Origin of the sequence: Rhodoferax koreense, assembly GCF_001955695.1 — a bacterium.
Classification (GTDB): Bacteria; Pseudomonadota; Gammaproteobacteria; order Burkholderiales; family Burkholderiaceae_C; genus Rhodoferax_B; species Rhodoferax_B koreensis.
In genome coordinates this window covers 846,035-868,556 of sequence record NZ_CP019236.1, presented here as the reverse complement: position 1 = coordinate 868,556, position 22,522 = coordinate 846,035, and the positions used below count along the sequence as shown (strand labels likewise).

General features: G+C 68.3%; 18 protein-coding genes. 17 read left to right on the top strand and 1 reads right to left on the bottom strand.

Going from position 1 to position 22,522, the window contains the following annotated elements:
* Positions 1-75 precede the first annotated feature (75 nt).
* The 11 genes from RD110_RS04130 to hutH all read left to right on the top strand — a co-directional run bounded on the left by RD110_RS04130 (position 76) and on the right by hutH (position 13,644).
* Entirely contained in the window at positions 76-513 is a 438-nt protein-coding gene (locus RD110_RS04130) for a CoA-binding protein (RefSeq protein ID WP_076196968.1), read from the top strand.
* Positions 514-530: 17 nt separating this feature from the next.
* Positions 531-1,268, top strand: a complete 738-nt coding sequence (locus RD110_RS04125; protein ID WP_076196966.1) for a hypothetical protein — start codon at positions 531-533, stop codon at positions 1,266-1,268.
* 22 nt (positions 1,269-1,290) lie between these two features.
* On the top strand, positions 1,291-2,616 hold the full coding sequence (locus tag RD110_RS04120; RefSeq protein ID WP_076196964.1) for a class I SAM-dependent methyltransferase: 1,326 nt from the start codon (positions 1,291-1,293) through the stop codon (positions 2,614-2,616).
* Between the two features lie 54 nt (positions 2,617-2,670).
* Positions 2,671-3,783, top strand: coding sequence for a uroporphyrinogen decarboxylase (hemE, locus tag RD110_RS04115; protein ID WP_076196962.1), 1,113 nt, complete (start codon positions 2,671-2,673; stop codon positions 3,781-3,783).
* Positions 3,784-4,234: 451 nt separating this feature from the next.
* Positions 4,235-6,376 carry a replication restart helicase PriA gene (priA, locus tag RD110_RS04110; RefSeq protein ID WP_076196960.1) on the top strand — a complete coding sequence of 714 codons (2,142 nt, stop codon included), beginning with the start codon at positions 4,235-4,237 and terminating at the stop codon, positions 6,374-6,376.
* Positions 6,377-6,458: 82 nt separating this feature from the next.
* Positions 6,459-8,162: an NAD(P)/FAD-dependent oxidoreductase gene (locus tag RD110_RS04105; RefSeq protein WP_076196958.1), complete on the top strand. Its 1,704-nt coding sequence runs from the start codon at positions 6,459-6,461 to the stop codon at positions 8,160-8,162.
* A 391-nt stretch (positions 8,163-8,553) separates the two neighbouring features.
* A complete protein-coding gene (locus RD110_RS04100; RefSeq protein WP_076196956.1) occupies positions 8,554-9,519 on the top strand; it encodes an ABC transporter substrate-binding protein in 966 nt (321 codons plus the stop codon).
* A gap of 37 nt (positions 9,520-9,556) precedes the next feature.
* Complete coding sequence (locus RD110_RS04095; protein ID WP_076196954.1) at positions 9,557-10,393, top strand: ABC transporter permease; 837 nt, start codon at positions 9,557-9,559, stop codon at positions 10,391-10,393.
* Positions 10,393-11,172, top strand: coding sequence for an ABC transporter ATP-binding protein (locus RD110_RS04090; protein WP_076196952.1), 780 nt, complete (start codon positions 10,393-10,395; stop codon positions 11,170-11,172). The genes RD110_RS04095 and RD110_RS04090 overlap by 1 nt, the downstream gene beginning before the upstream one ends.
* Positions 11,173-11,216: 44 nt before the next feature.
* Positions 11,217-12,011: a histidine utilization repressor gene (gene hutC, locus RD110_RS04085; RefSeq protein ID WP_076196950.1), complete on the top strand. Its 795-nt coding sequence runs from the start codon at positions 11,217-11,219 to the stop codon at positions 12,009-12,011.
* Positions 12,012-12,087: 76 nt separating this feature from the next.
* Positions 12,088-13,644 carry a histidine ammonia-lyase gene (hutH, locus tag RD110_RS04080; RefSeq protein WP_076196948.1) on the top strand — a complete coding sequence of 519 codons (1,557 nt, stop codon included), beginning with the start codon at positions 12,088-12,090 and terminating at the stop codon, positions 13,642-13,644.
* A gap of 10 nt (positions 13,645-13,654) precedes the next feature.
* Here the strand turns inward: hutH and hutC (RD110_RS04075) are convergent, their stop codons facing one another.
* Positions 13,655-14,353 (bottom strand): histidine utilization repressor, encoded by a 699-nt coding sequence (hutC, locus tag RD110_RS04075; protein WP_394329438.1) that lies wholly within the window; start codon positions 14,351-14,353, stop codon positions 13,655-13,657.
* 228 nt (positions 14,354-14,581) lie between these two features.
* Between hutC (RD110_RS04075) and RD110_RS04070 the strand changes: the two genes are divergently transcribed.
* From RD110_RS04070 to RD110_RS04045, 6 genes are all read left to right on the top strand, one after another.
* Complete coding sequence (locus tag RD110_RS04070) at positions 14,582-16,054, top strand: purine-cytosine permease family protein (protein ID WP_076196944.1); 1,473 nt, start codon at positions 14,582-14,584, stop codon at positions 16,052-16,054.
* A 39-nt stretch (positions 16,055-16,093) separates the two neighbouring features.
* Positions 16,094-17,824 carry a urocanate hydratase gene (hutU, locus tag RD110_RS04065; protein ID WP_076196942.1) on the top strand — a complete coding sequence of 577 codons (1,731 nt, stop codon included), beginning with the start codon at positions 16,094-16,096 and terminating at the stop codon, positions 17,822-17,824.
* A 16-nt stretch (positions 17,825-17,840) separates the two neighbouring features.
* A complete protein-coding gene (locus RD110_RS04060) occupies positions 17,841-18,422 on the top strand; it encodes a HutD/Ves family protein (protein WP_076196940.1) in 582 nt (193 codons plus the stop codon).
* A 94-nt stretch (positions 18,423-18,516) separates the two neighbouring features.
* Positions 18,517-19,812 carry an imidazolonepropionase gene (hutI, locus tag RD110_RS04055; protein WP_076196938.1) on the top strand — a complete coding sequence of 432 codons (1,296 nt, stop codon included), beginning with the start codon at positions 18,517-18,519 and terminating at the stop codon, positions 19,810-19,812.
* 14 nt (positions 19,813-19,826) lie between these two features.
* A complete protein-coding gene (locus RD110_RS04050) occupies positions 19,827-21,080 on the top strand; it encodes an MFS transporter (protein WP_076196936.1) in 1,254 nt (417 codons plus the stop codon).
* 49 nt (positions 21,081-21,129) lie between these two features.
* Positions 21,130-22,515, top strand: a complete 1,386-nt coding sequence (locus tag RD110_RS04045; RefSeq protein ID WP_076196934.1) for a formimidoylglutamate deiminase — start codon at positions 21,130-21,132, stop codon at positions 22,513-22,515.
* The last annotated feature ends 7 nt before the right edge of the window (positions 22,516-22,522 follow it).

The following is a 22,522-nucleotide window of genomic DNA, read 5'->3' as shown; positions in this document are numbered from 1 at the left end:
CCATCCCGGCGCGAGCGGGCGTTACAAGACTTTTCCCGGGCTTTTTCGCGCCGATCTGAACCTAAACTCCGGCCCATGAACGAAGCCGACGCCATCCGCCAGATCCTGACCCATGCGCGCAACATCGCCGTGGTCGGCCTGTCGCCCGACCCGAACCGCGACAGCCATGCCGTGGCGCGCGCCCTGCAGTCCTACGGTTACCGCATCCTGCCGGTGAACCCTGAGGCGGGCGTGCCGGAAATCCTCGGCGAAACGGTGTTCCCTTCGCTGACCGAGGCGGCGCGCGAACACCGGGTCGAGGTGGTCGACTGCTTCCGTCAGAGCGCCAACATGCCGGCCCTCGTCGACGAGGCCATCGCCATCGGCGCCAAGGCCGTGTGGATGCAGCTGGGGGTGAGCCATGCCGCGGCGGCGCGCAAGGCCAGCGCGGCCGGCCTGCGCGTGGTGCAGAACAAGTGCATGAAGATCGAACACGGCGTGCTGACCGCCCGCGGTCTGCTGGCGCCGCGTTGAATCCCGTGAACGGCCCGATGCGGCGGACCGCGGCCCGGGCCGCCATGCTCGGCGTGGCCGGCCTGCTGGCCGCCTGCTCCGCCTTCGAACCCACACCCGCGCCGCACGGGGAGGCGAAATCGGCGCCGGTGACTTCCGGCGAACTGGCGCAGTCCGACGTGAACCGCATGGCCACCATCGGCATGAAGGAAAACCTCGACGCGCTGCTGCGCCTGGCCGACAAGCTGTACCGGCGCAATCCCGCCGAATGGCGCAAGACCGGCAACACCAGCCGCGAGGACGCGGTGGGCCAGGTGCGCACGGCCATCGAATCGCGCACGCCCTGGCCGGGCCTGCAGGGCCAGCGCGACATCAAGGCCCTGTCGCTCGCGCTCAGCCCCGACTTCAAGGGCGACCGCGTGGCCGCCTTCGTGATCGCCAATGCCGACATGCTGATCGCCGCGCATGGCGACAAGACGGTGTTCTACCTGATCGACGGCCTGGACGCGCAGCACCTCTACAACGCGGCGCGCAACGTCGAGGCCGCCGTGTGGCTGCTCGGCACGCGCCGCGCGGCGAACGGCCAGCCGCTGCTGCTGGCCGACGAGATCAACCCCAGCGAGCGCAACCTGAGCTACGAGCGCGAATTCGGCAAGATCATCGGCCGGCTCGACCTGCTGTCGGCGGTGGTCACCGAGAAGTACCGCCGTGCCGCCATCAGTTACGTGCAGAATCTGGTCGGCGGCACCTTCTTCCAGTTCCTTCCGGTGCGCTGACCCACCTCTTTTCCCATCCCCCATGCCAGACAACTACCTGCCCCAGGTGCGCGAACAGTACGAAGCCCTGCCCTATCCGCCGCGCGACCCGCAGGACGACCGCAAACGCCTGGTGCAGACCTGGCTCGAAGACCTGCCGATGATCAACCACTACGGCTATGCCGGACGGCAGTCCTTCCGGCATGGCTTCAAGGCCCTGGTGGCCGGTGGCGGCACGGGTGACGCCACGATCTTCCTGGCCGAGCAATTGCGCGCGATCGGGGCCGACGACGCACGCGTGGTGCACCTGGACATGAGCGCGGCCAGCATCGCCATCGCGAAGGAGCGCGCCGCCATCCGCGGCCTGGCCAACATCGAATGGGTGCACGATTCGCTGCTGAACCTGCCCGCCCTCGCGCCCGCGCTGGGCCGTTTCGACTACATCAACTGCAGCGGTGTGCTGCACCATCTGGCCGATCCGGACGAAGGTTTCAAAGCCCTGCTGAGCGTGCTGAAGGACGATGGCGTGATCGGCCTGATGGTCTATGCCAGCATCGGCCGCACCGGCGTCTACCAGATGCAGCAGCTGATGCGCCTGGTGAACGGCGACACGGCCGCAACGCCGCGCAAGATCGCCAACACCAAGGACATTCTCGCCAGCCTGCCGCCGGGCAACTGGTTCGCACGCGGCGGCGAACTGCACCACGACCACAAGATGGGCGACGCCGGCATCTACGACCTGCTGCTGCATTCCCAGGACCGCGCCTACAGCGTCGGCGAACTGTTCGATTGGCTCGGCGAAGGCCCGGGCGGCCACGGCTTCCACCTGGCTTTCTCCGATGTGCAGCGCGGCCGCTCGCCCTACCTGCCGCACATGGTGCTCGGCGCCAGGCCGCCGGCCGTGCTGGCCGAGCTGCGCCAGCGTCCGCTGCGCCAGCAGTACGAGATGGCCGAACTCCTGGGCGGCAACATCATCACCCATTCGCTGTACCTCACACGCAGCGCCGCCTGCACCGCGGTGTACGGCGATGCCGAGATGGTGCCGTTCTACTTCCACGAGCCGCTGACCGGCCCCGTGGTCGAAAAGGTGTTCGGCGCCAGCCGCGGCCAGCCGTTCCGCCTGAACCACCAGCATTCGGGCGTGTCGATGATGGTGAATCCGGGCCGGTACGGCGCCAAGCTGCTGGGACTGATCGACGGGCAACGCTCGTTCGGCGAAATCTTCGACCTGTTTCGCGCCGGCTGGCACGGCCAGGCGGCGGCGCCGGACAACGCGGCGCTGTTCGCGGACCTGGCGGAATCGTACGAGACGCTGAATGCGCTGGACCGGATGTTGTTGCGGCATCCGGCGGCGACATCGGCTTCGTAAGTCCGATTTGACGGGGAACCTCGTCGGGCGGCACCCGCCTGCGACAATCCCCCCATGTTCGCCCCACTCCAAAACGACACGTTCATCCGCGCCTGCCTGCGCCAATCCACCGACCACACGCCCGTCTGGCTGATGCGCCAGGCCGGGCGCTACCTGCCCGAATACGTGGCCACGCGCGCCAAGGCGGGCAGTTTCATGGGTCTGGCGACCAACACCGACTACGCCACGGAAGTCACGCTCCAGCCCCTGGCCCGTTACAAGCTCGACGCGGCGATCCTGTTCTCCGACATCCTCACCGTGCCCGACGCCATGGGCCTGGGCCTGAGCTTCGCGCAAGGCGAAGGGCCGCGCTTCGCCTCGCCGGTGCGCGACGAAGCCGCCGTGGCGGCGTTGCGCGTGCCCGACCTGGACAAGTTGCGCTACGTGTTCGACGCCGTCACGTCCATCCGCCGTGCGCTGAACGGCCGCGTGCCGCTGATCGGCTTCTCGGGCAGCCCGTGGACGCTGGCCTGCTACATGGTCGAAGGCAAGGGCTCGGACGACTACCGCCTGGTGAAAAGCATGCTCTACAGCCGGCCGGACCTGATGCACCGGATGCTGCAGGTCAACGCCGACGCGGTGGCGGCCTACCTGAATGCGCAGATCGAGGCCGGCGCGCAGGCCGTGATGATCTTCGACAGCTGGGGCGGCGTGCTGGCCGATGGCGCTTTCCAGGCCTTCAGCATGGCCTATACGCAGCAGGTGCTGCGCCAGCTCAAGACCGAACACAACGGCCAGCGCATTCCGCGCCTGGTGTTCACCAAAGGCGGCGGCCTGTGGCTCGAAGAAATGGCCGGGCTCGACTGCGAGGTGCTGGGCCTGGACTGGACGGTGAACCTGGCGCGCGCGCGCGCACAGGTCGGCGGCGCGGTCGATCCTTTGGGTATGGCGCCGGGCAAGGCGCTGCAGGGCAACATCGATCCGAACGTGCTGTTCGCGCCGCCCGCGCAGATCGTGGCCGAGGTGGACAAGGTGGTGCAGAGCTTCGGCAAGCCGCACCAGGGCGCAGGCGTGGGGCCGACGCACATCTTCAACCTGGGCCACGGCATCAGCCAGTACACCCCGCCGGAGCACGTGTCGGCGCTGGTCGAGGCGGTGCATGCGGCCTCCAGGCGCATCAGGGCCTGAATCAACGGGGCAGGCGGTGCCCGAGAGGTCATACAACCTCGCTTACAGCGGCCGTATACCACCTTTCGGGCCAAAAACCGCGTCGCACCGTCTTACTTATGCACAAAATCCAGGGGGCCACGGCGTCTTGGGGAGTTGGCGCCATGAGTGTTGCTACAAAACCAATAGCGATCGCAAGTCGTTGATTCATAAGGGATTGCAAATTTGCTTTTTTTGCAGGCATTCCAAGCAAACCCTTGATTTACAAGGCTTCGGCGATGCTCCGGCCCTGATATCAACAAAGTTATCCACAGAAACTCTGGATGCCAACTATTTCACATTCAAATCAATGACTTAAGGGCGGTTTCGCAAGTTCACATCAACAAAACCGGCCAACTGACGGTCAGATTCGGAACAGGCGTCTGACCTCTGCGCACCCACGCCGCCACATCCCGTCCCTCCTGAACCCTCCATGTCCCACACGGTTTCCATCATGGTCCAGACCCCGGCGCACAGCGCGGTGGCCGGGCCGCTCACCTACCTGAGCGACACGCCGCTGGCGCCCGGCAGCCTGGTGCGGGTGCCGCTGGGCAAGCGGGAGACGCTGGGGGTGGTCTGGGACCCGGCGAACGCCAGGCCGGAGATCGCGGCCCATACCGGCGAGTTACGCGCCGTGGCCGGCGTGCTCGACGGCATCGCACCTCTGAGCGCGGCCTGGCGCCGGCTGGTGCAGTTCGCGGCGGCGTACTACCAGCGCGCGGTCGGCGAGGTGGCGCTGGCCGCACTGCCGCCGCAATTGCGCGACCTGAGCGCCATGCAGCTGGGCCGCCGGCTCAAGCGTGCCGTGCCCCCGTCGCAGGCCGACGCCAACTCCGCGATCAACGCCGCGACACTGAGCGCCGAACAGGCGGGCGTGCTCGCCGCACTCCATGCCCAGGCCGGCCCGTTCCTGCTGTTCGGTGCCACCGGCAGCGGCAAGACCGAGGTCTACCTGCAGGCGGCGCAGCGCCTGCTGGAAGCCGACCCTGCCGCGCAGGCCCTGGTCATGGTGCCGGAGATCAACCTCACGCCGCAGCTCGAAGCACGCTTTCGCGCGCGTTTCGAACCCCGTTTCGGCGCCGCAGCGGTGGTGGCGATGCACAGCGGCATGACGCCGCCGCAACGGCTCAGGAGCTGGCTCTCGGCCCACCACGGACCGCTGCAGGGCGGCGCACGCATCGTGCTCGGCACGCGCATGGCGGTTTTCGCCTCGCTGCCGCGCCTCAGGCTGATCGTGGTCGACGAGGAACACGACCCGAGCTACAAGCAGCAAGAAGGCGCACGCTACTCGGCGCGCGACCTCGCGGTGTACCGCAGCCAGCTCGAAAACAGCCTGGCCGGGCCCGGCGCAGCGGTGGACCAGGTGCATTGCCGCGTGCTGCTGGGTTCGGCCACGCCGTCCCTGGAGAGCTGGCACCACAGCCGCCCGGCGGCCGAGGGTGGGCGTTACGTGCGGCTGGCCATGCCCTCGCGTATCGGCGCCGGTGCGCTGCCTCGGGTGCGGCTGGTCGACATGAACCTGCAGCAGCGCAAGACGGTGTTTTCACCGCAGCTCGTCGACGCCATCCGGCAACGCATCGCACGCGGCGAGCAAAGCATGGTGTTCCTGAACCGGCGTGGCTACGCGCCGGTGCTGTCGTGCAGCAGTTGCGACTGGAAGAGCGAATGCCCGAACTGCAGCGCGTTCCGGGTGTTCCACAAGATCGACCGCAGCCTGCGCTGCCACCACTGCGGCTTTGCCGAACGCGTGCCGCGCGCCTGCCCGAATTGCGGCGACCCCGACATCGCACCGATCGGCCGTGGCACCGAACGGCTGGAGGAGCACCTGGCCGAACTGCTGGCCGGCGTGGAGCGGCCCGGCGGCGGCGCGGTGCGCATCGCGCGCATCGACGCGGACAGCACCAAGCTCAAGGGCGCACTCGAATCGCAGCTGGCGCAGGTGCACAGCGGCGAGGTGGACGTGCTGGTCGGTACCCAGATGATCGCCAAGGGGCACGACTTCCGCCGCATCACGCTGGTGGCCGCGATCAACCCCGACGGCGCGCTGTTCTCCAGCGACTTCCGCGCGCCGGAGCGGCTGTTCAGCCTGTTGATGCAGGCCGGAGGCCGGGCCGGGCGCGACGCGGCCCACAGCGCGGCCAGCGAGATGTGGGTGCAGACCTCGCACCCGCAGCATCCGCTGTTCGCCGCGCTGCAGCGCCACGATTACCCGAGGTTCGCCGAGGGCCAGATCGCCGAGCGCCTCACCGCCGGCATGCCGCCGTTCAGCTTCCAGGCGCTGGTGCGCGCCGAGGCCCGCACGCAGGAAGCCGCCCAGGCCTTCCTCACGCTGGCCAGCGCCGCCGCCGAACCCCTGCCCGGCGCCGAACACGTCACCCTTTACCCGGCCGTGCCGATGACCATCCAGCGCGTGGCCAACATCGAGCGTGCGCAGATGCTGCTGGAGAGCCCCTCGCGCGGCGCGCTGCAGAAGTTCCTGGCGGCGTGGCAGGACGTGCTGCGCGCGACACGGTCGGCACCGGAGGCCAAGGGCATGGTGCGCTGGGCGGTGGACGTGGACCCGCAGACCATCTGAGCCGCCGACCGCCACCGCCTCCTCGGCGCGCGCTCCCGTAAAATCCCACCCCTTGCTTGATAAACACAAGCCCCGAGGCCCCATGATCCGCATCTCCGAACTCAAGCTCCCCCTCGAGCACGCCGACGCCGCGCTGCCCGAACTTGCCGCCCAGACGCTCGGCGTGACGGCCGCGCAGTTCCAGTCCTTCCAGATCTTCAAGCGCAGCTTCGACGCGCGCAAGGCCGATCTGCTGCAGGTCTACATCGTCGACGTGGCGCTCGATGCGGCGCTGGAGGCCGAACTGCTCGCCAGGCACGCCGGCCACCCGCACATCCGCCCCGCGCCGGACATGACGTACAACGCCCCGGCGCAAGCCCCGGCGCTGCTGCCCCTGCGGCCGGTGGTCGTCGGCTTCGGCCCGTGCGGCATCTTCGCAGCGCTGATGCTGGCCAAGATGGGCTTCCGGCCGATCGTGCTCGAGCGCGGCAAGACGGTGCGCGAGCGCACCAAGGACACCTGGGGCCTGTGGCGAAAGAGCGAGCTGCATCCCGAATCGAACGTGCAGTTCGGCGAAGGCGGCGCGGGCACGTTTTCCGACGGCAAGCTCTACAGCCAGATCAAGGATCCGCGCCACCTGGGCCGCACGGTGATGACCGAATTCGTGAAGGCCGGCGCGCCCGAGGAGATCCTCGTGGCCGCCCATCCGCACATCGGCACCTTCAAGCTGGTCAAGGTGGTGGAGCACATGCGCGAGCAGATCATTGCGCTCGGTGGCGAGATCCGCTTCCAGCAGCGCGTGACCGACCTGGCGATCGAAGACGGCCAGTTGCGGGGCGCGACCGTCCTCGACCAGGCCACGGGGCAGAGCTACACGATCCCGGTGACGCACCTGGTGCTGGCGCTGGGCCACAGTTCGCGCGACACCTTCGCCATGCTGCACGCGCGCGGCGTGTACCTCGAAGCCAAGCCGTTCTCCATCGGCTTTCGCATCGAACACCCGCAGGGCCTGATCGACCGCGCGCGCTGGGGCCGGCATGCGGGCCATCCGCTGCTGGGCGCCGCCGACTACAAGCTGGTGCACCATGCGCAACATGGTGAGGGACGCGGCCGTTCGGTCTACAGCTTCTGCATGTGCCCCGGCGGCACGGTGGTCGCTGCCACCAGCGAGCCGGGCCGCGTGGTGACCAACGGCATGAGCCAGTATTCACGCAACGAGCGCAACGCCAATGCGGGCATCGTGGTCGGCATCACGCCCGAAGACTTTCCCAAGGACGCCGCTGCGCTGCGCGCCGCCATCGGTGACGACGTCGGCACCGCGCTGCCGCCGGGCCAGGGCTACCATCCGCTGGCCGGCATCGCACTGCAGCGCCAGCTCGAATCCAACGCCTATGTGCTCGGCGGCAGCACCTACGAGGCGCCGGGCCAGCTCGTGGGCGACTTCATCGCGAACCGCGCCTCCACCACGCTCGGCGCGGTGGAGCCGTCCTACAAACCCGGCGTGCGCCTGGGCGACCTGTCGACCGCGTTGCCGGCCTATGCCATCGCCGCGATCCGCGAAGCCCTGCCGGTGTTCGGCCGCAAGATCAAAGGCTTCGACCTGGCCGATGCGGTGCTGACCGGCGTGGAAACCCGCACTTCTTCGCCGCTGAAAATCAGCCGCGGCGACGACTTCCAGAGCCTCAACACGCGCGGCCTGTATCCCGCGGGTGAAGGCGCGAGCTACGCCGGTGGCATCCTGTCGGCCGGCGTGGACGGCATCAAGGTCGCCGAGGCCGTGGCCTTGAGCCTGGCGGCGGCCGTTTGAGCGTTCCGCCGCGGCCGGCGGAAATGAAACACCCCCCACGCCCATCGCTTCGCTCCATGCTTGGAATGGTGCTGCCCCCCCGAGGGTGCGCGTCGGTGCCTACGGGCGGCCGGGCGCCACTGACATGGCCCGAAGTTTGCAATCCATGTCACAACCGGCGCGCCAGCAGCCTGTATAGACAAATCGTCGCGAATGCGCTGCATGATTTGCACCATTTTGCGCAACCATTAGCCCCAGCTTGGTGATTTGGCACCATTTCAACCGCTAAGGCCAGGGTTATCCTGTATATACATGTACATATTCGCCGGCCAAAAATGGCCGCTTGCACAGATTTTTTGCTGGGCATGGCGTCCGAATTTCCCTCATTTTTTCCGAACACTTGGAGTTGGCAATGGGTAATACCGTCAAAAGATTGGCTGCGCTGATGGCGCTGGGTGCGTGCGTGGCAAGCCTGTCCACGGGCGCGCACGCGCAGGACACGAAGGTCGTGCTGGGCATCTCGGGCTGGACCGGCTTCGCGCCGCTGTCCCTCGCCGACAAGGCCGGCATCTTCAAGAAGAACGGGCTCGACGTCGAGATCAAGTTCATCCCGCAGAAAGACCGCCACCTGGCGCTGGCCGCGGGCGCCATCCAGTGCGCGGCCACCACGGTGGAGACCCACGTGGCCTGGAACGCCAACGGCGTGCCCATCGTGCAGATCTTCCAGATGGACAAGTCGTACGGCGCCGACGGCATCGTGGTGCGCGGCGACATCAAGGGCTTCGCCGACCTCAAGGGCAAGACCATCGGCGTGGACGCGCCCGGCACGTCGCCCTACTTCGCGCTGGCCTGGATGCTCAACAAGAACGGCATGACGCTCAAGGACGTGAAGCTCACCACGCTGGCCCCGCAGGCCGCGGCACAAGCCTTCGTCGCCGGCCAGAACGAAGCGGCGATGACCTACGAGCCCTACCTCTCCACGGTACGCGACAACCCGGCCGCCGGCAAGATCCTGGCCACGACCATCGACTATCCGATGGTGATGGACACCGTGGGCTGCGCACCCACCTGGCTCAAGGCCAATGCCAAGGCCGCCAAGGCGCTGGCCGATTCCTACTTCCAGGCACTGGACATGATCAAGGCCGACCCCGCCAAGTCCAACGAGCTGATGGGCTCGGCCGTGAAGCAGACCGGCGAGCAGTTCGCGAAGTCCGCCGCCTACCTGCGCTGGCAGGACAAGGCCGCGAACCAGAAGTTCTTCGCCGGCGAGCTCACCGCGTTCATGAAGGAATCCGAGAAGATCCTGCTCGAGTCGGGCGTGATCCGCAAGGCGCCGGAGAACCTGGCCGTCACCTTCGACGACAGCTTCATCAAGTAAGCCCCACCCTCGGCACCACCCTCTGGATCACCTGGTCATGGACACCGTACAAGTACCGCCCCACCTCGCCGAAGCCCCCCAGCGCCGGCGCAGCCGCCACCTGGCGCCGCTGCAGCCCGTGGCCGCCAACACCCGCTGGCTGCTGGGCCTCGGCTTCTTCGTTCTGTTCGTGCTGGTCTGGGCGATCTTCACGCTCGGCGGCTTCGTCTCCCCCACCTTCCTGGCCAGCCCGCTGACCATGGCGCGCGAGGGTTGGCTGCTGTTCACCGAGTACAACTTCATCCACGACATCGGCATGACGGTGTGGCGTGTGCTCGGCGGCTTCGTGCTGGCCAGCGTGATCGCGGTGCCGCTGGGCATCGCGATGGGCGCGTACAAGGGGGTCGAGGCCTTCTTCGAGCCCTTCGTTTCCTTCTGCCGCTACCTGCCGGCCTCGGCCTTCATTCCGCTGTTGATCCTGTGGGCCGGCATCGGCGAGATGCAGAAGATCCTGGTGATCTTCATCGGCTCGTTCTTCCAGGTGACGCTGATGGTCGCGGTGACGGTGGGCAGCGCGCGGCGCGACCTGGTGGAGGCCGCCTACACCCTGGGCGCGAGCGACCAGGGCATCATCCGCCGCGTGCTGATTCCCGGCGCGGCCCCCGGCATCGCCGAGACGCTGCGCCTCGTGCTCGGCTGGGCCTGGACCTACGTGATCGTGGCCGAGCTGATCGGATCAAGCAGCGGCATCGGCCACATGATCACCGACAGCCAGGCGCTGCTCAACACCGGGCAGATCATCTTCGGCATCATCGTCATCGGCCTGATCGGCCTGGTCTCGGACCTCGCGTTCAAGGCCCTCAACCGCAAACTCTTCGCCTGGAGTTCCATCTGATGAGCCAACTGTCCATTCAGGGCGTGTCCCGCGTTTTCGAAACCGCCAAGGGCCAGCGCACCCAGGCGCTGCTGCCGGTGGATTTCAACGTCAACGACAACGATTTCGTCACCATCCTCGGCCCCTCGGGCTGCGGCAAGTCCACGCTGCTGCGCATCGTCGCCGGGCTGGAGCACACCAGCACCGGGCGCGTGCTCCTGGACGGCCGCCCCGTCGACGGCCCGGGCGCCGACCGCGGCATGGTGTTCCAGAGCTACACGCTGTTTCCCTGGCTCACCATCGCGCAGAACATCCGCTTCGGCCTGCGCGAGCGCGGCATGGGCGAGGCGCAGCAGAAGGAACGCAGCGACTACTTCATGGCCAAGGTCGGGCTGCGCGGCTTCGAGAACCACTTTCCGAAACAGCTCTCCGGCGGCATGCAGCAGCGCACGGCCATCGCCCGCGCGCTGGCCAACGACCCGAAGATCCTGTTGCTTGACGAGCCCTTCGGCGCGCTGGACAACCAGACCCGCGTGCTGATGCAGGAGCTGCTGCTCGGCATCTGGGAATTGGCGCGCAAGACCGTGCTGTTCGTCACGCACGACATCGACGAAGCCATCTTCATGGCCAACCGCGTGGCCGTGTTCAGCGCGCGGCCGGGGCGCATCAAGTCCGACATCGCGGTGAACCTGCCGCACCCGCGGCACTATACGATCAAGACTTCGCCGGAATTCATGGACCTCAAGGCACGGCTGACGGAAGAAATCCGCGCCGAGTCCATGGCCGCGGCGGAACACTGACCCGCTTCACCGACCGCCCTCCCTTCCACCGGAAACCCGCCCCCATGCCTTCACGCCTGCAAATCGTACGCACCGCCGCCCGTGCCGGGACGGCCGCCGTGGAGACGGCGCCGCCGTCCAACGTCGCGCTGTACCAGCAGATCAAGGACTTCATCGCGGGCAAGATCCAGGACGGCACCTGGAAGGCCGGCGACCGCCTGCCGTCGGAAAACGACCTGGTGGTGCAGTTCGGCATGTCGCGCATGACGGTGAACCGCGCGCTGCGCGAACTTGTGGAGCAGGGCCGCATCAGGCGCATCGCCGGCGTGGGCAGCTTCGTGGCCGACGAGAAACCGCAGGCCAACCTGCTGCAGATCGTGAGCTTGGCCGAGGACATCCGCCGCCGTGGCCACGACTACCAGTGCAAGGTGATCACGGTGGAGCGCATCTCGGCCTCGCTCGACGTGGCCACCGCGTTGGGCCTGGACACCGGGGAGTCGGTCTTCCACTCGGTGTGCGTGCACCTCGAGGACGGCGTGCCGATGCAACTCGAGGACCGCTACGTCAGCCCGCGCATGGTGCCGACTTTCGCGCAACAGGACTTCTTGAAGGAACAGCCCACGGACTTCCTGATCCGCACCGTGCTGCTCGACCAGATGGAGCATGTGGTCGACGCCGTGCTGCCCACGCGCGAGCAGGCCGAACTGCTGCAGATGGACCCGACCCAGCCCTGCCTGCTGCTCACGCGCCGCACCTGGGCGCGCGAAACCCCGATCACCATCGTCCGCTGCCTGCACCCCGGCATGCGCTACCGGTTGGGCAGTCGGTTCCGCACCGACGGCAACACCGTCGCGGGTTGACGACCCGACACTGTTGACCCGGCCGAAAAGCTCTTCTATCATCTCGACAAGACAACTTGTATATACAGGACTAGACATGATCACAACCACCCAGACCCTGCACCCCGGCCACGTCAACCTGGCCCTCCTGCGCCGCGTCCATGCCGGCGGCATCACGCTGGCCCTGGACCCCGCCACCGCGCCCGCCATGGACGCCGCCCGCGCCACGGTGCAGCACATCGTCGACAACGACGAGGTGGTCTACGGCATCAACACCGGCTTCGGCAAGCTGGCCAGCACGCGCATCGGCAACGACCACCTGGCCGACCTGCAGCGCAACCTGGTGCTGTCGCACAGCGTGGGCACCGGGGAGCCGCTGGACGCGGCCGTGGTGCGCCTGGTGCTGGCGACCAAGGCCGTGAGCCTGGCGCGCGGCCATTCGGGTGTGCGGCCGGCGCTGGTCGATGCACTGCTGGCGCTGTTCAATGCCGGCGTCACGCCGCGCATCCCGTGCAAGGGCTCGGTCGGTGCCTCGGGCGACCTGGCGCCGCTGGCCCACATGGCCTGCGTGCTGATCGGCGAGGGCCAGGCCACCCTGGCCGACGGCCGGACGGTGAGCGGCGCCGAGGCCATGCGCGCCGTGGGCCTGGAACCCTTCGTACTTGGTCCCAAGGAAGGCCTGGCCCTGCTGAACGGCACGCAGGTGTCGACCGCACTTGCGCTGGCCGGCCTGTTCGGTGCCGAGAACGTGTTCGCGTCGGCGCTGATGTCGGGCGCGCTGTCGCTCGAAGCGATCCAGGGCTCCATCAAGCCCTTCGATGCGCGCATCCATGCCGCGCGCGGCCAGCCGGGCCAGATCGCCGTGGCCGCCGCCGTGCGCGCCCTGCTGGACGGCAGCCAGATCGTGCCCTCGCATGCCGACTGCGGCCGGGTCCAGGACCCGTACTCGGTGCGCTGCATTCCCCAGGTCATGGGCGCCTGCCTGGACAACCTGGTGCACGCCGCGCGCGTGCTGGTGACCGAGGCCAACGCCGCGTCGGACAACCCGCTGGTCTTCACCGACACGGGCGAGGTGATCTCTGGCGGCAACTTCCATGCCGAGCCGGTGGCGTTCGCGGCCGACATCATCGCGCTGGCGGTCTCGGAGATCGGCGCCATCGCCGAGCGTCGCATCGCGCTGCTGCTGGACACCGGGCTGTCGGGCCTGCCGCCGTTCCTGGTGCACGATGGTGGCCTCAATTCCGGCTTCATGATCGCGCAGGTCACGGCCGCGGCGCTGGCGTCGGAGAACAAGTCGCTCGCGCACCCGGCCAGCGTGGACAGCCTGCCGACCTCGGCCAACCAGGAAGACCACGTGTCCATGGCGACCTACGCCGCGCGCCGGCTCGGCGCCATGGTCGACAACACGGCCGTGGTGATCGGCATCGAGGCCATGTGCGCGGCCCAGGGCATCGAGCTCAAGCGCGGCGCAGGGGGCCAGACCCTGCTGTCCTCGCCGTTGGTCGAGGCCGAGTTCGCACGCATCCGCAGCCAGGTCGCCTACCTGGAACGCGACCGCTACCTTGCGCCCGACATCGAAGCCATGCGCCAGTGGGCACTGGGCGCGGCCTTGCCGGCCGCACTGCAGACGCTGCTGCCCAGCCACGCCGGCTGAGCGCTGCCGCTCAGAAGCTGCCCGTGAACTGGTAACGGGAAGCCGGATGCCACAACGCCGACACCGATGCCACCTGGCCCTGCGACAGCGTGCGCCGGCGCAGCACCAGCGCGGGCTCCATGGGCGCCATGTGCAGCAGCTCGGCGGTTTCGGGCGGCGCCATGCAGGCCTCGATCGAGAAGTGCACACCCTGCAGCGGCGCCACACGCATCAGGTAGGCGTTCGGCGTCTGGCTCGCGAAGTCCTGCGCCAGATAGTCGGGCGCCACGGCCGGATTCACGTAGCGGTCTTCGAGCTGGATCGGCAGGCCGTTCTCGAAATGCACAACCACCGAGTGGAACAGCGGCTGCTGGGCCGGCAGCGCGAACTGACTGGCCAGCACCGCGTCGGCCCGGCAGCGCTCCAGCCGCTGCAGCTCGCCGCGGTGTACGTGGCCGCGCGCCGCGATCTCGTCGGCGATGTTGCGCAGCTGCACCAGCGTAGCCTGGTACTTCCGCTGGGCCACGAAGGTGCCCGAGCCCTGCACACGCACCAGCGTCTGCTCGGCCGTCAGCTCGCGCAACGCCCGGTTCACCGTCATGCGCGACACGTCGAACTGCAGCGCCAGCGCCGCTTCACTCGGAATGGCCTCGCCCTCCTGCCATTTTCCCGACTGGATCTGTTGCAGCACATGGTCCTTGATGCGCTGGAACGCCGGCACGGCAGCCATGGGGGAAGCGGGATGGACCATAGGGTTTGTACGAAGGGATCGCGTTGTTTGAGCGGTTGACGTTATCTCAAGTGTTACCCATAATTGGTATATACAACTTATAAAAAATGCCAGGATGTTGTATGGTCAACCTCGACATGTCCCCCATGAAAAACCGCACCCCCAGGGTCGGAAGGGAAACCGGTCTGGGCGACTTGGCGTGAAACGACATGGAGTGAGACAACACCTATGAACACCGATCCAAACACGTCCCAGGGGGTTCTGGAAACCCGGACCATCGACATGGTTCCCGAGCGCGAGCGCCACGGCACGCCGGGCAGCCAGTTCACGCTCTGGTTCGGCGCGAACATGCAGATCACGGCCGTGGTCGATGGCGCTCTCGCCATCGTGTTCGGGGCCGAAGCCCTGACGGCCATCATCGGCCTCCTGATCGGCAACCTGCTCGGCGGCATCGTGATGGCGCTGCATTCGGCGCAAGGCCCGCGCCTGGGCCTGCCGCAGATGATTTCCAGCCGTGTGCAGTTCGGCGTCAAGGGGGCATCGGTGCCGCTGTTGATGGTGGTGCTGATGTACCTGGGTTTCGCCGCCACCGGCACGGTGCTGTCGGGCCAGGCCATCAACCGCATGCTGGGTGCCAGCGCGCCCGAAGTCGGCATGGTGATCTTCGGTGCGATGACCGCCATCGTGGCCGTCGTTGGCTACCGGTTGATCCACGTCATGGGCCGCGTCTCGACGGTGATCGGCATGCTGGGCTTCCTGTATCTCGCGGTGCAGCTGTTCTCGCAATACGACGTGGCCGGCGCGTTCGGCCAGAAGCCGTTCTCGGTGTCCTCGCTGCTGCTGACCATCGCGCTGTCGGCAGGCTGGCAGATGACCTATGCCCCCTATGTGGCCGACTACTCGCGCTACCTTCCATCGCGGACCTCCACCGCCGCCACTTTCTGGTCGACCTTCCTGGGTACCGTCTCCGGCGCCCAGATCGCCATGACCCTGGGGGTGCTGGTGGCGGCCGTCGGCGGCAACTTCATCAAGAACCAGGTCGGCTTCATGGGCGACCTGGCCGGCCCGAACCTGGCCGTGGTGATCTACCTCGTGATCGTGACCGGCAAGCTCACGGTGAACTGCCTCAACGCCTACGGCGGCTTCATGACCATTCTGACCACGGTCAGCGCGTTCAATCAGAAGACGAAGATTTCCCCCATGGCACGCGTGCTGTACATCGTGGGATTCGTCGCACTCTCCGTGCTGTTCGCCTGGCTGGCCAGTGCCGACTTCCTGAACAACTTCAAGAACTTCGTGCTGCTGCTGCTCGCGGTCTTCGTGCCGTGGAGCGCGGTGAACCTGGTGGACTACTACCTCATCTCGAAGGAGAAGGTCGACATCCCCGCCCTGTACGACTGTAATGGCCGTTATGGTGCCTACAACTGGGTGGCGCTGGGCTGCTATTGCCTGGGGGTGGTGGTGCAGATTCCGTTCTTGAACCAGGCCATCTACCAGGGCCCGATCGCCATCATGCTGGGCGGTGCCGATGTGTCATGGATCGTGAGCCTGGCGGTGACCTGCCTTGCCTACTACCCTCTGGCCAAGAAAACCATGAAAGTGCCTGCCACCATGATTTTTCCCGCGGACCACCCCTCGCACGAAGCGCCCCACGCCGCCCGCATCGCGCCCACGGCCTCCGCGCGCCGGCAACCGGGCTGAGCCCCTCTTTCCCAACCCTCTTCACTGAAGGACGCCACCATGAACGCACCCGAGAAGTTTCTGAACGCCCCCTCCGCCGATCCGCGCATCGACACCACCCGAGTGATCCGCGCGCCGCGCGGCACGGACCTGCACTGCAAGAGCTGGCTCACTGAAGCCGCCTACCGCATGATCCAGAACAATCTCGACCCCGAGGTGGCAGAGAACCCGCAGGCGCTGGTGGTCTACGGCGGCATCGGGCGCGCGGCGCGCGACTGGGCCTGCTTCGACCAGATCCTGGCCAGCCTGCGCGAGCTCGAAGACGACGAATCCCTGCTGGTGCAATCGGGCAAGCCGGTCGGCGTGTTCAAGACCCACGCCAACGCGCCGCGCGTGCTGATCGCCAATTCCAACCTCGTGCCGAAATGGGCCAACTGGGAGCACTTCAACGAACTCGACCGCAAGGGCCTGTTCATGTACGGCCAGATGACGGCCGGCAGCTGGATCTACATCGGCAGCCAGGGCATCGTGCAGGGCACGTTCGAGACCTTCGTCGAGGCCGGCCGCCAGCATTACAACAACAGCCTCGCGGGCAAGTGGATCCTGACCGCCGGCCTCGGCGGCATGGGTGGCGCGCAGCCGCTGGCCGCCACGCTGGCCGGCGCGGTGTCGCTGAACATCGAATGCCAGCAGAGCAGCATCGACTTCCGCCTGCGCACGCGCTACGTCGACAAGCAGGCGCGCGACATCGACCACGCACTGGAGCTGATCGCGCAGCACTGCGCCGCGAAGGAAGCCGTCTCCATCGCCCTGCTCGGCAACGCGGCCGAGATCGTGCCCGAGCTGGTGCGCCGCGTGAAATCGGGTGGGGCTGGCGCCATCAAGCCCGACCTGGTGACCGACCAGACCTCGGCCCACGACCTGATCAACGGCTACCTGCCCGCCGGCTGGAGCGTGGCGCAATGGAAGGCCGCGCAGCAGGACCCGGCGCAACACGCCGCCCTGACCAAGGCCGCGGCCCAAAGCTGCGCCGTGCACGTGCAGGCCATGCTCGACTTCCAGGCCATGGGCATCCCCACGGTGGACTACGGCAACAACATCCGCCAGGTGGCGTTCGACGAAGGCGTGGCGAACGCGTTCGACTTCCCCGGCTTCGTGCCGGCCTACATCCGCCCGCTGTTCTGCGAAGGCAAGGGCCCGTTCCGCTGGGTAGCCTTGTCGGGCGACCCGGAAGACATCTACAAGACCGACGCCAAGATCAAGGAACTGTTCCCCGAGAACAAGCACACCCACCGCTGGCTGGACATGGCGCGTGACCGCATCGCCTTCCAGGGCCTGCCGGCGCGCATCTGCTGGCTCGGTCTAGGCGAGCGCCACATCGCCGGCCTGGCCTTCAACGAGATGGTGAAGAACGGCGAACTCAAGGCGCCGATCGTCATTGGCCGCGACCACCTGGACACCGGCTCGGTGGCCAGCCCCAACCGCGAGACCGAATCCATGAAGGACGGCACTGACGCCGTCTCCGACTGGCCGCTGCTCAACGCGCTGATCAACACCGCCGGCGGCGCCACCTGGGTCAGCCTGCACCACGGTGGCGGCGTCGGCATGGGCTACTCGCAGCACGCGGGCATGGTCATCGTGGCCGACGGCACCGACGCCGCCGCCGAGCGCCTGGCGCGGGTGTTGGTGAACGACAGCGGCTCGGGCGTGATGCGCCATGCGGACGCGGGCTACGACATCGCCATCGCCACGGCGAAGAAGCAAGGGCTGAAGCTGCCGATGGTGAAGTGAAGTAGGCCGAACGACCATGCTGCACCGCTTCGCCATCGCCGACCTGCCCGCCACGCCGTGGAAGAACGGCGGTGGCACCACGCGCGAGATCGTCTGCCAGCCGCCCGGCGCGGGCATGGACGGCTTCGACTGGCGGGTGAGCATCGCCACCATCGCGGCGGCCGGGCCGTTCTCGGCCTTTCCCGGCGTGGACCGGGTGATCATGCTGCTCGACGGCGACGGCGTACGGCTGCACACCCCGCAAGGGCTCGACCACCGGCTGGACACGCCCCTGGTGCCGTTTCCCTTCGCGGGCGACATGGCACTGGACTGCGACCTGCTCGGCGGCCCCTCGACCGACTTCAACGTGATGACGCGGCGCGGCCGGCTGCGGGCCGACGTCCAGGTGCTGCGCGGCGCGGCCGATGTGGTGCCCGCCGAACACGGGCTGGTGCTGGCCTGGGGCGGTGCATGGCAGCTGCAGGCCGACGGCGCCGCGCTGTCCTGCGCGGCCGGCACCGGTGCCTGGTGGGCCTGGTGGCACGGCATGCCGCAGCGGTGGCGCGCCACACCGCAGCAGGCAGGGGCCCTGCTGGTGGTGGTGAAAATTCATGAATAAAAAGTGCCTCTGACGCAATGGATACCTGCGCAAGCAGCTACACATTCAATAGCAAACGACGATTGTTCGCGGCAACCAACCCACGGGTGAACCGATGACCACAGCCTCCACCGCCTCCATGGTTTCCACCGCCGGCCCCAGCGCCGACGGCCTCTGGGAGCACCTTCGCTTCATACCCGGCGCCCTGGCCTCCGGCGTGGACCTGCCCGCCGGCGCCCACGCCGCCATCGCCGTCACGCAAGGCCGGATCCGCTGGATCGGGGAACGCGGCGCCCTGCCCGCCGACCTGCAGGCGCTCCCGCGCTTCGACGGCGGCGGTGCCCTGGTCACGCCGGGCCTGGTCGATTGCCACACCCACCTGGTCTACGGCGGCCAGCGTGCCAACGAGTTCGCCATGCGGCTGGCCGGCGCCAGCTACGAAGAGGTGGCCCAGGCCGGTGGCGGCATCGTGGCCAGCGTGCGCGCCACCCGCGAGGCCAGCGAGGACGAACTCTTCGCCAGCGCCAGCCGGCGGCTCGAGAATCTGCTGGCCGAAGGCGTGTGCGCCATCGAGATCAAGTCCGGCTACGGCCTGGCCCTGGCGCACGAACGCAAGCAGCTGCGCGTGGCGCGGCGCCTGGGCGAGGCCCATGGCGTGACGGTGCGCACCACCTTCCTCGGCGCGCACGCGCTGCCGCCCGAATACACCGGCCGCAGCCAGGCCTACATCGACCTCGTCTGCCAGGAGATGCTGCCCGCGCTCGCCGCCGAAGGCCTGGTCGATGCGGTGGACGTTTTCTGCGAACGCATCGCTTTTTCGCTCGCCGAGACCGAGCAGGTCTTCCGGGCCGCGCAGGCGCTGGGCCTGCCGGTGAAGCTGCACGCCGAACAGCTCAGCGACATGGGCGGCGCGGCGCTGGCGGCGCGTTACGGCGCGCTGTCGTGCGACCACATCGAACACCTGTCGCCCGCCGGCATCGAGGCCATGCGCGCCGCCGGCACCGTGGCGGTGCTGCTACCCGGCGCCTACTACACGCTGCGCGACACGCACCTGCCGCCTATTCAAGAGCTGCGGGCCGCCGGCGTGCCGATGGCCGTCTCCACCGACCACAACCCCGGCACCTCGCCGGCCCTGTCCTTGCTCCTGATGGTCAACATGGCCTGTACGCTGTTCAGGCTGACGGTGCCCGAGGCGCTGGCGGGCGTGACGCGGCATGCGGCGCGGGCGCTGGGGCTGCAGGACACGCATGGCGCGCTCGGCGTGGACCGCCCGGCGAACTTCGTGCTGTGGGACTTGCAGGAGGCCGCGGAACTCGCCTACTGGTTCGGCCAGCGGCCGGTGCGCGCCATCGTGCGCCAGGGCCGGATCGCCTCTGCCAGTGCGCCCAGCGCCTGCGGCGCATCCGTTTGAACAGGCCGCGCCACATGCCCGCGACCCAAACCCTTCCCGCCTTCCGTGGCTGGACCATGGTGGCCGCCACCCATGTGCTGTTCGCGCTGATCTTCGGCGCCACGTACGCATACGGCGCGTTCTTCGAAGCATTGCAGCAGACCTTCCAGGCCGACCGGTTTTCCGTCTCCGCGGTGTTCTCGGGCACGGCCTTCGTCTACTACCTCATGGGCCTGGTCTCGGGCGCGCTGGCCGACCGCTTCTCCGCGCGCCGGATCGTCGGCGCCGGCATCGCCCTGCTGTCACTCGGCCTGGCGCTGGCCAGCCTGGCGACCAGCCTGCCAGCGTTGATGGCCCTGTTCTGCGCCTTCGTCGGCCTGGGCGTGGGGCTGGTCTACATCCCGGCCATCACCGTGGTGCAGCGCTGGTTCGTGCGCCAGCGCAGCCGCGCCTCCGGCCTGGCGCTGGCGGGCACGGGCCTCGGCACGCTCGTCGGCCCCGTGCTGGCCGGCGCGCTGCTGCAGCACTACGACTGGCGCGCCACCCTGCAGTGGTTCGCCCTGGGCGTGGCGGTGCTCGGCCTCGGCGCCGCGTCGCAGTTGCTCGGGCAGCCTGCCGATGCGGGCCAGCGGCCCGACGGCGACGCACTGGACGCCCCTGCGGCCGCGCAGGTGGCGGCTGTCGGCCTGACGCGTCCGCAGGCTTTGCGCAGCGCCCGCTTCTGGTGGTATTTCGCGTCGATCTTCCTGGCGTCCATCGGCCTGTTCGTGGCCATGGTGCACATCAGCCCGCAGGCCCGCGCCCTGGGCGTGGCGCCGGCACAGAGCCCGGTGCTGATCGGGCTCATCGGCGTGGGCAACGTGCTCGGCCGGCTCTTGCTGGGCGGGCTGGGCGACCGGCTCGGGCCACGGCGCCTGCTGTTCTGGCTCACCGTGGCCCTGGCCCTTTCGAGCCTGCTGTGGTTCTGCGCCGCCGGCTTCTGGGGTCTGGCCTTGTTCGCGCTGCTGTTCGGCGCGGCCAACGGCGGCTGCATCGCGCTGTATCCCGCGGTGGCGGCCGGATGGTTCGGCACGCGCCACCTCGGGGCGGTGCTGGGTGCACTCTACGTGGGCGTCGGCATCGCGGCCTTGCTCGGCGCGAGCGCCGCGGGCTGGCTGCTCGACTTCACGCAGAGCTACACCGCACCGATCCTGGGCAGCGGCGGCGCGGCCCTGCTGGCAGCGGCCTGCCTGGCGGTGGCGGCCCGGCAAGGCACGCAGGCCAAGGCCCTGAATCCGAGGCCGGCATGAGCCCGCACGCAGCCCCATCCACCAGCATCCCACTTTGCATCGTACGACCATGACCACCACCCTGTTTGCCAAGGACGCCCTTCTTCCCACAGGCTGGGCGCGCGACGTCCTGCTCGCCTGGGACGACTCGGGCCAGCTCACCCGAATTCAGGCCGACGCGCCTTGCCCCCAAGGCATTGCCACCGCACAGGGCCCGGTCGTCCCCGGCCTGCCCAACCTCCATTCCCACGCCTTCCAGCGCGCCTTCGCCGGCCTCACCGAATACCGCGGCGAGGCGCAGGACAGCTTCTGGAGCTGGCGCAGCCTGATGTACCGCTTCGCTGCCAGGCTCGGCCCCGAGCAGGTCGAAGCCATCGCCACCTGGCTCTACGTCGAGATGCTCGAAGCCGGCTACACCAGCGTCTGCGAATTCCACTACGTGCACCACGATACCGACGGCCGGCCCTATGCGGACGACGCCGAACTCGCGCTCGGCCTGCTGCGCGCCGCCAGGGCCGCGGGCATCGGCCTCACGCTGCTGCCCGTGCTCTACCAGGCCAGCGGCTTCGGTGGCCTGCCGCCCAGCGTTGGCCAGCGCCGCTTCATCCGCAGCACCGATTCGATGCTGAAGCTGCTGCAGCGCCTCAAGCCCATGTGCGACGCCCAGGGCTTTCGCCTCGGCTTGGCACCGCATTCGCTGCGCGCCGTGCCGCCCGAGGGCCTGCGTGAAGCCCTGGCCGGGCTCGACGCCATCGACCCCACCGCACCCATCCACATCCACATCGCCGAGCAGACCGGCGAGGTCGATGCCTGCCTGGCCTGGAGCGGCCAGCGTCCCGTGGAATGGTTAATGGACCACGCGGCCGTCGACCGCCGCTGGTGCCTGGTGCATGCCACCCACATGAACGAGGCCGAGTACCGGCGCGCGGCCGCCAGCGGCGCGGTGGCCGGCATCTGCCCGAGCACCGAGGCCAACCTAGGCGACGGCCTGTTCGACATGCCGCGCTGGCTCGCGGCTGGCGGCGCCTGGGGCGTGGGTTCGGACAGCCACGCCACCGTGAACGCCGCCGAGGAATTGATGCTGCTCGAATACGGCCAACGGCTGCAGCGCCGCGAGCGCAACGTGCTGGCCAGCGCCGCCGAGTCCCAGGTGGCCACGGCCATGACGCTGCAGGCCGTGGCCGGCGGCGCACAGGCCGCCGGACGCGCGGTCGGCGGCCTTGCGGTCGGGCAGCAGGCCGACTTCTGCGTGCTGAACGCACGGCACGTCGCGCTGGCCGGCCTGCCCGCGCCCGAGATGCTGTCGTCCCACGTGTTCGCCAGCCACCGCACCTCGGCCATCGCCTCGGTGTGGGCCGGCGGCATCGAACGCGTGGCCGCCGGCCGCCATGCGCTGCACGACAGCGCCGCGGCGGCCTTCGTCGCTGCGCGCAGCCAATTGCTCTCTCATTCCTGAAAGCGCC

What these genes read in the sequence shown, in the direction of transcription:
- RD110_RS04130 (WP_076196968.1), top strand. Translation starts at nt 76, where the DNA reads ATGAACGAAGCCGACGCCATCCGCCAGATCCTGACCCATGCGCGCAAC.
- RD110_RS04125 (WP_076196966.1), top strand. Translation starts at nt 531, where the DNA reads ATGCGGCGGACCGCGGCCCGGGCCGCCATGCTCGGCGTGGCCGGCCTG.
- RD110_RS04120 (WP_076196964.1), top strand. Translation starts at nt 1,291, where the DNA reads ATGCCAGACAACTACCTGCCCCAGGTGCGCGAACAGTACGAAGCCCTG.
- hemE (WP_076196962.1), top strand. Translation starts at nt 2,671, where the DNA reads ATGTTCGCCCCACTCCAAAACGACACGTTCATCCGCGCCTGCCTGCGC.
- priA (WP_076196960.1), top strand. Translation starts at nt 4,235, where the DNA reads ATGTCCCACACGGTTTCCATCATGGTCCAGACCCCGGCGCACAGCGCG.
- RD110_RS04105 (WP_076196958.1), top strand. Translation starts at nt 6,459, where the DNA reads ATGATCCGCATCTCCGAACTCAAGCTCCCCCTCGAGCACGCCGACGCC.
- RD110_RS04100 (WP_076196956.1), top strand. Translation starts at nt 8,554, where the DNA reads ATGGGTAATACCGTCAAAAGATTGGCTGCGCTGATGGCGCTGGGTGCG.
- RD110_RS04095 (WP_076196954.1), top strand. Translation starts at nt 9,557, where the DNA reads ATGGACACCGTACAAGTACCGCCCCACCTCGCCGAAGCCCCCCAGCGC.
- RD110_RS04090 (WP_076196952.1), top strand. Translation starts at nt 10,393, where the DNA reads ATGAGCCAACTGTCCATTCAGGGCGTGTCCCGCGTTTTCGAAACCGCC.
- hutC (WP_076196950.1), top strand. Translation starts at nt 11,217, where the DNA reads ATGCCTTCACGCCTGCAAATCGTACGCACCGCCGCCCGTGCCGGGACG.
- hutH (WP_076196948.1), top strand. Translation starts at nt 12,088, where the DNA reads ATGATCACAACCACCCAGACCCTGCACCCCGGCCACGTCAACCTGGCC.
- hutC (WP_394329438.1), bottom strand. Translation starts at nt 14,353, where the DNA reads ATGGCTGCCGTGCCGGCGTTCCAGCGCATCAAGGACCATGTGCTGCAA.
- RD110_RS04070 (WP_076196944.1), top strand. Translation starts at nt 14,582, where the DNA reads ATGAACACCGATCCAAACACGTCCCAGGGGGTTCTGGAAACCCGGACC.
- hutU (WP_076196942.1), top strand. Translation starts at nt 16,094, where the DNA reads ATGAACGCACCCGAGAAGTTTCTGAACGCCCCCTCCGCCGATCCGCGC.
- RD110_RS04060 (WP_076196940.1), top strand. Translation starts at nt 17,841, where the DNA reads ATGCTGCACCGCTTCGCCATCGCCGACCTGCCCGCCACGCCGTGGAAG.
- hutI (WP_076196938.1), top strand. Translation starts at nt 18,517, where the DNA reads ATGACCACAGCCTCCACCGCCTCCATGGTTTCCACCGCCGGCCCCAGC.
- RD110_RS04050 (WP_076196936.1), top strand. Translation starts at nt 19,827, where the DNA reads ATGCCCGCGACCCAAACCCTTCCCGCCTTCCGTGGCTGGACCATGGTG.
- RD110_RS04045 (WP_076196934.1), top strand. Translation starts at nt 21,130, where the DNA reads ATGACCACCACCCTGTTTGCCAAGGACGCCCTTCTTCCCACAGGCTGG.